The sequence below is a fragment of the Devosia lucknowensis genome (genome assembly GCF_900177655.1).
In the GTDB taxonomy this organism is placed as follows: Bacteria; Pseudomonadota; Alphaproteobacteria; order Rhizobiales; family Devosiaceae; genus Devosia; species Devosia lucknowensis.
In genome coordinates this window covers 639,372-652,895 of the sequence record NZ_FXWK01000002.1, presented here as the reverse complement: position 1 = coordinate 652,895, position 13,524 = coordinate 639,372, and the positions used below count along the sequence as shown (strand labels likewise).

11 protein-coding genes are annotated in these 13,524 nt (G+C 64.8%); all 11 read left to right on the top strand.

Going from position 1 to position 13,524, the window contains the following annotated elements; all coding sequences use genetic code 11:
- Positions 1 to 15: 15 nt before the first annotated feature.
- The 11 genes from CCK88_RS15510 (at position 16) to addA (ending at position 13,410) form a co-directional block, all read left to right on the top strand.
- On the top strand, positions 16 to 525 hold the full coding sequence (locus CCK88_RS15510; protein ID WP_086471481.1) for a GNAT family N-acetyltransferase: 510 nt from the start codon (positions 16 to 18) through the stop codon (positions 523 to 525).
- 59 nt (positions 526 to 584) lie between these two features.
- Positions 585 to 1,523, top strand: coding sequence for a signal peptide peptidase SppA (gene sppA, locus CCK88_RS15505; protein WP_086471480.1), 939 nt, complete (start codon positions 585 to 587; stop codon positions 1,521 to 1,523).
- Positions 1,524 to 1,553: 30 nt separating this feature from the next.
- Positions 1,554 to 1,835: an integration host factor subunit beta gene (locus tag CCK88_RS15500; protein ID WP_035099264.1), complete on the top strand. Its 282-nt coding sequence runs from the start codon at positions 1,554 to 1,556 to the stop codon at positions 1,833 to 1,835.
- Positions 1,836 to 1,888: 53 nt separating this feature from the next.
- Positions 1,889 to 2,248 carry a lipopolysaccharide assembly protein LapA domain-containing protein gene (locus tag CCK88_RS15495; protein WP_086471479.1) on the top strand — a complete coding sequence of 120 codons (360 nt, stop codon included), beginning with the start codon at positions 1,889 to 1,891 and terminating at the stop codon, positions 2,246 to 2,248.
- A 57-nt stretch (positions 2,249 to 2,305) separates the two neighbouring features.
- Positions 2,306 to 2,953, top strand: coding sequence for a phosphoribosylanthranilate isomerase (locus CCK88_RS15490; protein ID WP_086471478.1), 648 nt, complete (start codon positions 2,306 to 2,308; stop codon positions 2,951 to 2,953).
- Positions 2,954 to 3,011: 58 nt separating this feature from the next.
- Entirely contained in the window at positions 3,012 to 4,226 is a 1,215-nt protein-coding gene (gene trpB / locus CCK88_RS15485) for a tryptophan synthase subunit beta (RefSeq protein WP_086471477.1), read from the top strand.
- Positions 4,226 to 5,050 (top strand): tryptophan synthase subunit alpha, encoded by an 825-nt coding sequence (gene trpA / locus CCK88_RS15480; RefSeq protein WP_086471476.1) that lies wholly within the window; start codon positions 4,226 to 4,228, stop codon positions 5,048 to 5,050. The genes trpB and trpA overlap by 1 nt, the downstream gene beginning before the upstream one ends.
- 145 nt (positions 5,051 to 5,195) lie before the next feature.
- Positions 5,196 to 6,176: an acetyl-CoA carboxylase carboxyltransferase subunit beta gene (locus tag CCK88_RS15475; protein WP_086471475.1), complete on the top strand. Its 981-nt coding sequence runs from the start codon at positions 5,196 to 5,198 to the stop codon at positions 6,174 to 6,176.
- A gap of 54 nt (positions 6,177 to 6,230) precedes the next feature.
- The gene (locus tag CCK88_RS15470; protein WP_086471474.1) at positions 6,231 to 6,944 is read left to right on the top strand and encodes a nucleotidyltransferase family protein; all 714 of its coding nucleotides are present in this window, start codon (positions 6,231 to 6,233) and stop codon (positions 6,942 to 6,944) included.
- Complete coding sequence (gene addB, locus CCK88_RS15465) at positions 6,941 to 9,964, top strand: double-strand break repair protein AddB (RefSeq protein WP_086471473.1); 3,024 nt, start codon at positions 6,941 to 6,943, stop codon at positions 9,962 to 9,964. Before CCK88_RS15470 ends, addB begins: the two co-directional genes overlap by 4 nt.
- Entirely contained in the window at positions 9,961 to 13,410 is a 3,450-nt protein-coding gene (gene addA, locus CCK88_RS15460; protein ID WP_170926520.1) for a double-strand break repair helicase AddA, read from the top strand. The genes addB and addA overlap by 4 nt, the downstream gene beginning before the upstream one ends.
- Positions 13,411 to 13,524 lie beyond the last annotated feature (114 nt).

Below are 13,524 nucleotides of genomic sequence, written 5' to 3'. Positions count from 1 at the left end.
GGAATAGTCTGATCCATGATCCAGTTTCGTGACGTCGCCTGGCGCGCCATGAGCGGCTACGACATCGGCGCGGTGTCCGACATCGCCAACCGCGTGCATCCGGGCTTCTTCGAGTCCCAACCGGTGCTCGAGGAAAAATACACGCTCTATCGCAATGGCTGCTATCTGCTGGAAGTCTCCGAAAAGCCCGCGGGCTACGTGCTGAGCCATCCCTGGACCTCCGGCTCACTGCCGGCGCTCGACACCATGCTGGGCTCGCTGCCCGAACCGGCCGACACCTACTATATCCACGACCTTGCCCTGCTGCCGCTGACCCGTGGCGTCGGCGCGGCCGGAAAGATCGTTGATGCCCTGACCAAGCACGCCATCGCCATGGGCTTCCCCACGATGAGCCTCGTTGCCGTCAACGGCTCGGTCGGGTTCTGGGAGAAGCGGGGATTTGCATGCGAGGATCGCCCCGATCTCGCCGGCAAACTGGCCGCCTACGAAGATGCCGCACGTTACATGGTCAAACCGCTGACCTAGGCGAGTTGCCAAACCGGTGTCGGTCCGGCTAGCTCCTGATCAGCCAAGGAGCCGGACCTGTGACCAACCAGATGCACCACGACATTCTCGCTGCCGATCGCTACCGCCGCTCGCGCGGGCTCTGGCGCATCCTGGCGCTCGTTGCAGCCGTCATCGCTATCCTCGCGCTGGTCGGACGCTTCGCGCTTCCCGATCAGGTGGGCGGGGATCGCATCGCGCGCATCGTCGTTTCGGGCACGATCATGACCGATGCGGCGAGGTCCAAGGTCATCAGCGAGCTGATCGAGGACGACGCGATCAAGGCCGTCATCGTCGCGATCAACTCACCAGGCGGCACCACGGCCGGTGGTGAGGAGCTCTACGATGACCTGCGGCGCCTCTCGGCTGCCAAGCCGGTTGTTTCCACCATCGACGAGCTCGGCGCCTCGGCCGCCTACATGACGGCGATCGCGACCGATCACATTTTCGCCCGTCGGCTCTCGATCGTAGGCTCCATCGGCGTGCTGTATCAGCACGTCAATGCCGGCAAGCTGCTCGACACGATCGGCGTCGATCTCGACAAGGTCGCCTCCGGCCCGCTCAAGGCAGAGCCCGATTTCAACGAGCCTCTCGAAGGCGCGCCGCGGCAGTCCATCACCGAACTGGTCGAGGACAGTTTTGCCTGGTTCGTCGATATCGTGGCCGAACGCAGGGGCCTGACGCGCCCGCAAACACTGGCTTTGGCCGATGGACGCATCATGACGGGCCGGGCCGGCGTCGAGACCGGGCTCATCGATGCGACCGGTGGTGAGTTCGAGGCGCTGGCCTGGCTCGAGAGCGAACGCGGTGTCGACAAGGATACGAGAATTGTTACCGTGTGGCCGCCTCAGGGAAACGACTTCGGCTGGGTCGGCAACCTCCTCGGCACGTCTATGCGCAGCGCCATCGGCCTGCCGGCCGAAAGCGTTGTGATGCTTGACGGTTTGGTCTCGCTTTGGCAGGTTGCAGGCACGCCCTGACATGAGCCAGGGTCGACACCGGAGCCTTTGATGATCAAGTCCGAACTCGTCGAGAAGCTCGCCGCGGAAAACCCGCACCTGTTCCAGCGGGACATCGAGAATATCGTCAATGCGATCCTCGATGAGATCGGGGATGCCATGGCGCGGGGCGACCGGGTGGAACTGCGTGGCTTCGGGGCGTTCTCAGTCAAGAATCGCCCGGCCCGTGTTGGCCGCAACCCGCGCACCGGCGAACAGGTCGATGTCGGTGAAAAATATGTGCCGCAATTCAAGGCCGGCAAGGAAATCCGCGAGCGCCTCAACCGCTCCTGATCCGCGCCGACAGCATAGGGACCGGGGCCGCCAGGGCCTCATTGGACAAGTGCATGGTCAACAAAATCGTCGGCTGGCTGGTTCTGGTGCCGCTTTGCGCGCTTTTGATCGCCTTCGCCCTGGCCAATCGGCAGCTGGTCAGCATCAACGTCAATCCATTCGTTCAACCCGTTGAGGGTGATACTGCCGGATACGGCATCCCGCTCTTCGTGGTTCTCTATGTCGTGCTGCTGGTCGGCGTGCTGCTCGGTGGTGTCGCGAGCTGGTTCGCGCAGGGAGCGCATCGCCGCAGCGAACGCCATTGGCGTCGTGAAGCCCAGGTGCTGTCCCATGAGCTCGAAAGCCAGCGGCGCAGCAGCCAGGCCGGCTCGGGCCAGCAGGCCGAAGTCGATGATCTGCTCGAACTGCGATAGTGGACGGCGCAGTGCAGCTAGCCTCATTCTCCCCGTTCCGTTGAGCCCAAACTGACTATGGCCGATCCCTTGATCGTCAAAATCTGCGGCATCAAGACCTATGACATGCTCGACGTCGCCATTGCGGCAGGCGCCGACATGGTGGGCTTCATGCATTTCCAGCGCTCCCCGCGACATGTTTCCATCGATGACCTTGGTGGCCTGATATCGGCTGCGCGCGGCCGCATCGAAAGCTGCGTAGTCTTGGTCAACCCGGACAACAGCTGCGTTGCCGAAGTCGCGGCGCTCGGGCCGGACTGGATCCAGCTGCACGGGCCTGAAACGCCCCACCGGGTCGAAGCCATCCGTGCCGAGGCCGGGGTCGAAATCATGAAAGCCCTGCCGATCGGCGGGGCAGAGGACGTCGCCAGGGTGGCCGAGTTCAGCGAAGTAGCCGACCGGGTGCTGCTCGATGCCAAGCCTCCGAAGGGGGCCGACCGGCCCGGCGGATTGGGTGAAAGCTTCGACTGGTCGCTGCTCGATGCCCTTGACCCATCCCTGCCCTTCATGCTTTCCGGGGGCCTGACGCCCGACAACGTCGCCGAGGCCATAAACCGCGTGAAGCCCTTGGGTGTGGATGTGTCCTCAGGCGTGGAACGGGCGCCCGGCGTCAAGGACAAGCGGCTGATCGAGGCGTTCATCCGCAACGCCAGAGCCGCTGTCTGACGGTCAAATCATAGGCCAGGGGTCCTCCCGGACTTCGTGGGAGGATTTCGGATTGAGCATGCAAAACACCAATTCCCTGCGCAACGGCCCCGATGAGCATGGGCGTTTCGGCATCTATGGCGGCCGGTTCGTCGCCGAAACCCTGATGCCTCTCATCCTCGATCTCGAGCGCGAATACCGCGCCGCCAAGGATGATCCGGCCTACAAGGCTGAGCTCGAGGACCTCGCCGTCCACTATACCGGCCGTCCGAGCCCGCTGTATTTCGCCGAGCGGCTGACCGGGCATCTGGGTGGTGCGAAGGTCTGGCTCAAGCGCGAGGAGCTCAACCACACCGGCTCGCACAAGATCAACAATTGCCTTGGGCAGATCCTGCTCGCCAAGCGCATGGGCAAGACCCGCGTCATCGCCGAAACCGGCGCCGGCCAGCATGGCGTGGCCACGGCCACTGTATGTGCCAAGTTCGACTTGCCCTGCACCATCTTCATGGGCGCGACCGATGTCGAGCGGCAGATGCCCAATGTGCTGCGCATGAAGATGCTGGGTGCCGAAGTGCGGCCGGTGACGGCCGGCGCCGGTACGCTCAAGGACGCCATGAACGAGGCCCTGCGCGACTGGGTCACCAATGTCGATTCGACCTACTACCTGATCGGCACGGCGGCCGGCCCGCATCCCTATCCGGAAATGGTGCGCGACTTCCAGTCGGTCATCGGCACCGAACTCAAGGCGCAGTTCCACGAGGCCGAGGGCAAGCTGCCCGACGCCGTCGTTGCCTGTGTCGGCGGTGGCTCCAATGCCATCGGCACCTTCCACGCCTTTCTCGACGACCCTGAAGTGGCGATCTACGGCGCCGAGGCCGGCGGCCACGGCATCGACGTGGAAAACGGCCATGCCGCCTCGATGACCGGCGGCCGTCCCGGCGTGCTGCATGGCAACCGCACCTATCTGCTCCAGGATGCCGACGGTCAGATTCTGGAGGGTCACTCGATCTCGGCGGGCCTCGACTATCCCGGCGTCGGCCCCGAGCATTCCTGGCTGCACGACACCAAGCGCGTCACCTATGTGCCGATCACCGACCAGGAAGCGCTCGACGCCTTCCAGCTGCTGACCCGCACCGAGGGCATCATTCCGGCGCTGGAATCGGCGCATGGCCTGGCGCAGGTCATCAAGCTCGCGCCAACCATGAGCAAGGATCAGTCGGTCGTGCTGTGCCTCTCGGGGCGCGGCGACAAGGACGTGGAAAGCGTCGGCAAATATCTGGGGCTGCTGAAATAATGACTTCGCGTATCGACGCCCGCTTCGCGGCCTGCAAAGCCGACAACCGGCCTGCCCTCGTCACCTATGTCATGGGTGGCGATCCGGACCTCGCCACCAGCCAGGCCATTCTCAATGCGCTCCCGCAGGCAGGCGCCGACGTGATCGAGCTTGGCCTGCCCTTCTCCGACCCGATGGCCGACGGCGTCGTCATCCAGATGGCGGCCCAGCGTGCGCTGGCGCAAGGCCAGACACTTCTCGGCGTTCTCGGCATGGTCGAGGAGTTCCGCCGCAAGGATGATGCCACGCCCATCGTCATCATGGGTTACTACAATCCGATCTATTCCTTCGGCGTCGAGCGCTTCATCGCGGCCGCCAGGCAGGCGGGTGTCGATGGCCTCATCATCGTCGACCTGCCGGCGGAGGAGGATGACGAACTCTGCATTCCCGCGCTCAAGGCGGGCCTCAATTTCATTCGCCTCACCACCCCGACCACCGATGATCGGCGCCTGCCCGTTGTGCTCGAAAACACGTCGGGCTTCGTCTACTACGTTTCCATGACCGGGGTGACCGGGGCGGCGATCAAGTCGCGTGCCGCTGTGGGCGAGGCCGTCGAACGCATCAAGAGCCACACGAGCCTTCCCGTTGCCGTTGGCTTTGGTATCAAGACCGCCGAGGACGCCGCCGAAATCGGCAAGCACTCCGATGGCGTGGTCGTGGGCACCGTCCTGGTCGATGCCGTTGCCAAGTCGCTGGTCGATGGAAAGGCGACGGAAAAGACGGTCGGAGCAGTCCGTGACCTCGTGGCCGATCTGGCGGCGGGCGTAAAGCGGGCAAGAGCATAGGTCTCCATTTCTAGCCGGATGGTGACGCTCACTGGGAGTGTGGATTGTGGGGGCGCCTCTTTGCCCTCGCGTCCATCCCCTGATAAGAATTGCCACAATTGATGACTACGGGAACCGCAACAGGTTCCACGCGAAAGGCCGCGCCATGAACTGGATCGACAATTTCGTCCGCCCCAAGATCCGCTCCATTCTCAATCCCAAGCGGGAAACGCCGGAAAACCTTTGGGTGAAGGATCCGGAATCGGGCGAGATGGTGTTCTATCGCGATCTCGAAGCGAACCAGTGGGTCGTGCCCAATTCGGGCTACCATATGAAGATCAAGCCGGTGGATCGTCTCGCGACCTTCCTCGACGATGGCAAATACGACATCGTCCCGGTGCCTTCCGCTCCACAGGATCCGCTAAAATTCCGCGCCCAGAAGCGCTATGTCGACCAGCTCAAGGAAAACCGCGCCAAGACCGGCTACGACGATGCCGTTCTGGTGGCGACAGGCAAGCTCTATGAGCGTGCCGTGACGGTGGCCGTGCAGGATTTCGATTTCCTGGCCGGATCGCTCGGCATGGCTGCGGGGCAGGGGATCATCACCGGCCTCGAGACCGCAGTGCGTCTCAAGACGCCGTTTGTGCTGTTCGTGGCCTCCGGCGGCGCGCGCATGCAGGAAGGCGTTCTCGGCCTCATGCAGATGCCCCGCACCACGGTTGCCGTGCTCCGCTTGCGCGAAGCCGGCCTGCCCTTCTTCGTGGTGCTGACCAACCCGACCACGGGCGGCGTCACAGCGTCCTATGCCATGATCGGCGACGTCCACCTGGCCGAGCCGGGCGCCTTGATCGGCTTTGCCGGCCAGCGCGTGATCGAGCAGACCATCCGCGAAAAGCTGCCCAAGGGCTTCCAGCGCTCGGAATATCTCTACAGCCACGGCATGGTCGACATGGTCGTGCATCGCCACAACCTGCGCTCGACCATCGGTTCGCTCGCGGCCATCCTGACCAATGCGCCGCCCAATGACGCGATCACCGTCAGCAGCACCAAGGCCATCACCGCTCAGGCCAGCCTGCGCGACGCAGCGGTTGCCGCCGAGGGCGACGACGACGTGGATCCGCCAGCCGCGGCAGCCCACGCCGAATAAGCACTGACGCGTTGCGGACTGGACAGGTCCGCACCGCAACTGTTCTATCCGGGCATGGAAAAGTCAGCCCGATTCCCCGACGTCATGTTGCTCGCCGCCGGCCTCGGAACGCGGCTGCGGCCGCTCACGGACACCCTGCCCAAGCCCCTCGTGCCGGTCGCAGGCATTCCGCTGATCGAGCGCATCATGGCCAATGGGCGTGCCGAGGGCGCCAAGCGCTTCGTTGCCAATGCGCACTATCGTGCCGACCAGCTTCTGGCCCATTTCGGCGGCCTCTTGAAGGTCAACAGGGAAGCTGAGCTGCTGGGCACCGGCGGTGGCGTCAAGGCCGCACTGCCGATGCTGCATTCCGACCCTTTCTTCGTCATGAACACGGACGCGTTCTGGCCCGAGGGCACCGATGCGCCGCTTGAGCGCATGATCGCGCGTTATGCTGCTCCCGAAGACATCGTACTGCTTTGCGTGCAGCCGCACCGGGCAACCGGTTTCGGCCGCAGCCACGATTTCTGTTTCGATCCAATGGGACGCATCACGCTCGATTACGGAGCGCCGGTGATCTATGCCGGGGTAGCGCTGATCGGCAAAACGGTGTTTGCCGATACCCCCGATGGTACTTTTTCCCTCAATCGTCTGTTCGAGACAGCCTTGGAGCGGGAAAGCCTCAAGGGCATAGTCCTGGATGCCCCGTGGTTCCATGTCGGCGATCCAGAAGCCCTGGCTGAGACGGAAAAAGCCCTCGCCGCAGCCCAGGGGGCTCGCCCGGCATGAGCCTCTTCTCCATCGCCCCGCACACGCCATTCCTGCCCTGTCTCGTTGACGCGGTGATGGACGGACGCCTGCTGGGTGGATGGGACCAGTCGGGGCCGTTCTGGTTGTCTGACGTGACCATCATCCTGCCGACGCGACGCGCGCAGGACAGTCTGGCCGAGGCATTCGCGGCCCATCGCGATTTCCGGGGCCTCCTGCCTGACCTGCGGACCTTTGGTGGCGAGGTCGACGACGAGGAGCCGTTTCTCCCGCCTTTCGATACCGGACCCTTGCCGCAATTGGCTGGCAGCCTCGAGCGCCGGTTGCAGCTCTCCAGCCTGGTTGCCGCCTGGGCGCATACGGTGGAAGGTCGCGAGGCCTTTTCGACGCCACCGACGGCCGCCGAGATTTTCTCCATGGCCGAGTCGCTGGGCGTGCTGATCGACGACCTCGCGATCGAGGAGCGCAGTCCGGCGGCCATCGCGTCTCTAGGCGCCGATATGGCTCTCGAACTGGGCGACTACTGGCAGCAGACGCTGAGGTTTCTCAATATCGCGCTCGAGGCATGGCCAGCCTGGCTCGAGGACGCAAAGCGCGCCGATCGGGCTTACCTGCGCCGGCTGCGGCTCGATCGACAGGCCAATGCCGCCGGATTTCTCTACGATCATCGGCCAGTGATCGCGGCTGGCTCCACCGGCTCGATCCCTGCTACGGCGCGGCTGCTGCACACCATCGCAGGTCTGCCTCGCGGCGCCGTTGTGCTGCCCGGTCTCGACATGGCCATGACCCCGGCGATGCACGAGGCGCTGCTCGATCCCGCGACCAATCCGCATGGCCATCCCCAGTATGGCCTCGCCCATCTGCTGCGCCGCTTCGGATCCAGCGCTGGTGAGGTGACCGAACTTTGCCATGCCGAGCACCTGCGGACGCCGCTGGTGAACCTGGCATTGGCACCCACCGCGGCTACCGCGCTCTGGTCCGACCAGCGCTTCGACGACGCGTCGCTGGCCGAGGCGCTTCACGGCGTTTCCGTCGTCCGCGCCCGCAACGAAGACGAGGAAGCGCGCGCCATGGCGCTGGCCGGCCGCGCGGCGCTGGAAGCAGGCAAGAGCGTTGGCATCATCACGCCGGACCGCAATCTGGCCCGCAGGATCGCCGCCGAACTGCGGCGCTTTGATATCGTGGTTGACGATGCCGCAGGCACGCCCCTGTTTCTGTCTTCGGCCGGACGCCTGGCCCGGCAGGTTCTGGCCCTTGTGGTCAACAGGGTGACCCCGGTCGACCTCATGGCGCTGCTGCGCAATCGCGCCACCACACTGGGCACCGACCGCGTCGCGTTGGCGGAAACCGTGAACCGGATCGATCTGCTGCTGCTTCGAGGCCAGCGACCCAGCCCTGGTTTTGCGGGCCTGCGCGCGCTTCTGGCAGCGCGCATGGCCAGCGACGCGGACGAGCGGCGCAGGCCCATCTCGCCCGACGACGCTGTCGTCATGGCTGACCTTCTGGACCGCCTCGAACTGGCGACGGCGCCGCTCGTGTCGCTGACGTCGGAAAAGGAGCTGCCGGCCTCCGCGCTTGCTGCGGCGCTTGGGTCGGCAGTGCTCGCCATCAGTCCCGATGCGCCCTTGCCCGGCCGCGAGGAATTCCTGGCCTGGATCGACAGCGTGGCCGCGCTATCAGGCAAGGGGCACCGCTTTGCGCCCCATGGTCTTGAGGATGTGTTGTCGGCATTGATGGCTGGCGTCGAAGTGCGCCACCGCATCCCCGAAGACCGCCGCACCGATATCGCCATCTGGGGTCAGCTCGAAGCCCGCCTCATGAGCCCGGATATCCTGATCCTGGGCGCTCTCAATGAGGACAAGTGGCCGGGTACTGCCGACCCTGGACCCTGGCTGAGCCGTGGCATGCGCCTCGCCGCCGGCCTTGAGCCGCCCGAGCGGCAGCATGGTCTTGCCGCGCATGACTTCGCCCAGGCGCTGGGAAATGCCGAGGTCATCCTCTGCTATGCCGATCGTGTCGGCGCCAGCCCGTCCCTGCCCTCGCGCCTCTTGCAGCGCCTCGACGCATTCATCGGCGCCCCAGCTGCAGAAATGCTTCGCCAGCGTGGCGCCATATGGATCGACCAGGCGCGGGGGATCGACGCCGTCGCCCAGGTCTCCCCCGCCATTCGGCCGCAACCCAATCCGCCAGCCGCGGTCCGGCCGCGCCAGCTCTCAGTGACCGAGATCGAGACGCTGATGCGCTCGCCCTATGATCTTTACGCCAAGCATGTGCTGCGCCTCCGGCCCCTCGATACGCTTGGCGAAGACCCCGACGCCCGTGAGCGCGGTACCATCATCCACGCCATTTTCGCGCGCTTCGTCGAGGAGGGCATCGACCCCGCGGATCCGCTCGCCTTTGACCGGCTGATGCAGATTGCGTCCGAAGAATTCGCCGGGCTCGACGCCATCGGCGAGCGCCGCGACATCTGGTTGCGGCGCTTTGCCACCGCTGCCGGCCAGTTTCTCGACTTCGAAAAAGGTCGAGCCCACACGGTTCGCGAGCGGCACGCCGAAGTCCGTGGCGAATGGCCCCTCAAGCTCGCGGAGCCCTTCAGGATCACCGGCAGTGCCGACCGCGCCGATGTCCTGCGCGATGGAACGCTTGAAATCCTCGACTTCAAGACCGGCTCGCCGCCCAGCTCGGGCGCGATGCGCGGTTTCGAGGCGCCGCAATTGCCGGTCGAGGCACTGATCGCGCACAATGGCGGGTTCAAGGCGATGGCGCCGGCACAAACCAGCGCTCTCACCTATGTCAAGATCGGCCTCGGTCCCGAGGCCTTCAAGCCCAGCGGTTTCGTGCTGCCCGAGGGCATGAGCGTCATGGAACTCGCCGACGAGGTCTGGCTTCGCATGCAGCGCCAGATCGAACATTTCCTCTTGCGCGATACCCCGATGCCATCGCGCCTCCTTCCCATCAAGGGACAGCGCTTTGCCGGTGCCTACGACCACCTGGCCCGCACCGCGGAATGGACCGCGGTCGACGGAGAAGACGAGGCATGAGCGATCGCGGTCCCGTTCTGCCACCCTCCGACACCAGCGCCAGCCAGGCCCGGGCCAGCGATCCGGATTACTCGATCTGGGTGGAAGCCAATGCCGGCTCGGGCAAGACTTTCGTTCTGACCAACCGGGTGTTGCGCCTGCTGCTTTCGGGGGTGAAGCCGCAATCCATCCTCTGCCTCACATATACCAAGGCCGCTGCCGCAGAGATGCGCAAGCGCGTGGGTGCTCGACTGGCGGAATGGGCAGTCGACGAGGCAGAAGTCCTGCGCGATAAGCTGCGAGCGCTGACCGGACGCGATCCCCTGCCTGCGCAGCTCGACGCGGCACGCATTCTCTTCGCCCGCGCGCTCGAAACGCCCGGCGGCCTGCGCATCCTCACCATCCATGCCTTCTGCGAGGCGGTGCTGCACCGTTTTCCCATTGAGGCCGGGGTTCCCTTCGATTTCGCCGTCATCGAGGAGGATCGGCAGGCTAACATGCTGTTGATGGCGCGCGAGAGCGTGCTCGCCGAGGGACTGCGCGGCGGTGAGAACGCCGGGGCAGTCGAAATTCTCTTCGGCCTCCTCAGCGATCACGCCATTTCCGATGCCATCACCGCTGCGCTGAGCGAGGGTGCGCGTCTCAAGTCCGTTCTCTCCGACCTGTCCGCCGCCAAGGCCCGGTTGCGCAGGCTTGTCGGGGCGCCCGGTGACCAGGCCGACATAACAACCGCCATTGTCGAGCAGACGGCGCTGACCCGTGCGGTGTGGGAAGACATCGTCTCGAGTTTCGATGCCGATCCTGCAAGGACGAAGGGCGCGCGTTTCATAGATCTTGTCGCCCGACTCAATCCGGACCGGCTGACGGCCGACCAGCTCTGCGATCTGTTTCTCACCGAAAAAGATGGCGAGAAGCGACCGCGTGCCAACCTTCTCAATGCCGAACAGCGCAAGGCGCGGGTGGAACTTCAGCCATTACTCGAAGAGGAACGCGATCGCATCTTCGCGCTCGAGGCGCAGCTGGCTGGCGCCATGCTGGTGGCGCGCAGCGAGGCTTTGCTCGACGTGGTGGCGGCAATCGTCCGGCACTATGACGATGAGAAGCGTCGCCATGCCCTGCTCGATTTCGACGACCTCATCGAAAAGCTCGGTAACCTCCTCGCCGATCGCTCGCTTGGTCCCTGGGTGCAGTACAAGCTCGATGCCGGCATCGACCATATCCTGGTTGACGAGAGTCAGGACACCAACGCCCAGCAGTGGCGTGTGGTGAATGCCCTTGCCGAAGAATTCTTCAGCGGGGCCGGCGCCGTGTCGCGGCCACGATCGGTCTTTGCCGTGGGCGATCAGAAGCAGTCCATCTATTCGTTCCAGGGTGCGCAGCCCGTGCTGTTCGGTGTGACCGGCCGGGAAATGGCGCGCAAGGCCGCTCAAGCCGAAAAGCCGTTCGAGAATGTGCGCCTCCACACCAGTTTCCGCACGCTCAAGGGCATTCTCGACGCTGTGGATCGCGTTTGTGACCGTCCCGATATCCAGAAGGCCCTGCTGGCCGAGGACAAAGTTATCCACCAGCCCGCCCGCGTGCATCCGGGCGGTTCGGTAAACCTATGGACTCCGGTGCAGGAAGAAAAGGTGGAGCGTGACATCTCCGCCTGGCCGGTCACCGTGGTGGAAGCCGAGCAGAGCGCCAATCGTCAGGTGGCGCTGCGCATCGCCCGTGAAATTCGCGGCTGGGTCAGTGAGGGCCGCGTCCTGGGCGAGCGCAATCGCGCGGTACGCGCCGATGACGTGTTGATCCTCGTCCAGAAACGCGGTCCGCTTTTCCAGGAGATCATTCGCGCTTTGCGCAGCGAAGGGCTGCCGACGCCGGGCGCAGACCGGCTGGCCGTGACCGGCCATATCGCGGTGCTCGATCTGCTGGCGCTCATCGACGTGCTGCTCAACCCCGCCGATGATCTGCAATTGGCGGCGCTGTTGCGCTCTCCGCTTTTCGAATTGGGCGAAGACGACCTTTACGCGCTCGCCCAGCCGCGCGCGCGCGGGCAATCCCTGTGGTCGGCCCTGTTCGCGTCATCCATCCCCGTTGCCCATGATGCGGCCACGAAACTGGGCCGCTGGCGGTCCGAGCTCGATATGGAGCGCCCGTTCGAGTTTTTGGCAGGCGTGCTCTATGCGTCCGGCGGTCTGCAGCGGTTTCATGCCCGGCTCGGGCTTGAAGTCGACGAGGTGCTGTCCGAACTGCTGGACCTGGCGCTCGATCACGAAAATCGCCCGCAGCCGTCGCTCCAGGGTTTTGCCGCGGAGATGCGCCGCCGGGCCGTCACCATCAAGCGCGAACTGGCCGAGACCGGCGGTGGCGTCCGCGTCATGACGGTCCACGGCGCCAAGGGTCTCGAGGCGCCCATCGTCATTCTCGCCGATGCCACCGCCAAGCCGTCCGGACGCCAGACCGGGAAGGCGGTCTATGCCATCGAGGAGCCAGTCGGCCCGTTGCTGATCCATGCTGCCTCGAAGAGCCAGCACGTCCAGGCGACAGCTCAGTTGCGCCAGGGCATCGACGCCGTGCTCGCCGAGGAATACTGGCGACGCCTCTACGTAGCCATGACCCGGGCCGAGGACGAGCTCTATGTCACCGGCCCGCTCGGCGCTGGCCAAAAGCCGGAAACCCAGCTGGCGTCGACATGGTATGAGGCCATAGAAGCCGGACTGCGTGATGCCGCGCAGCCGCTGGTCAATGCGGAAGGCGCGGAAGTCGGCCTCGTCTATCCCGCGCTTACCGCGTCCCGGTTTCTGCCGGAGCCGGCCGCACGGACCGTCGAGCGTGACGACTGGGCATTCGGTGGCGTGGTTGCACCGCAACGGCCAAAGTTCGTAAATCCCTCCCACGCAGGCAAGGGCGCGGCGCGGCCGCCGGCCCTGCAGACCCGCGCTGAAGCCGTGCGCGACGCCGATTCGGCGCGTCGTGAGGGCATCGCTCTTCATGCTCTGCTGCAGCATCTGGGCCGCGTACCGCGCGAGGACTGGGAGCGCGTGGCCCCAAGGGCGCTTGAGGCGCTGCTGCCAGAGCATGCCGACCTCCATGGTCGCCTCGCTACCAAGGCCATATCCATCCTGTCGCGGCCCGAACTGACCGCGCTTTTCGACACCGGCAGCCGGGCCGAACTCGGTTTCCGGGTTCCTCTCAAGCAGCAGCAGGAACTGGTTTGGGTCAGCGGGCGCATGGACAGGGTCGTGGTTGACGACTCAGGTGTGCTGGTGGTCGACTACAAATCCGACGCAGCGGTACCGGCAGCGCCCGAAGCGGTGGCGCGGAACTACCTGACCCAGCTTGGATTATATGCACTGGTTGCACACCAGCTTTTCCCGGGGCGGTCCGTAAGGGCCGCGATTCTCTGGACAGAGTTGGAATCATTGATGATTCTGCCGGACGATCTGCTCGAGGCAGCGCGTTCGGATTTCACCCTGCGGTGATCGGACTTGTCGCGAGGCTGGACTCTCACCAGCTTTGGGAGCAAAGAAACCGCCGTTTTCCCTGCGCGCTTCGGCTCGCAGCGGATTCTGGAATTTTCGGTCGTGCCGTATGCC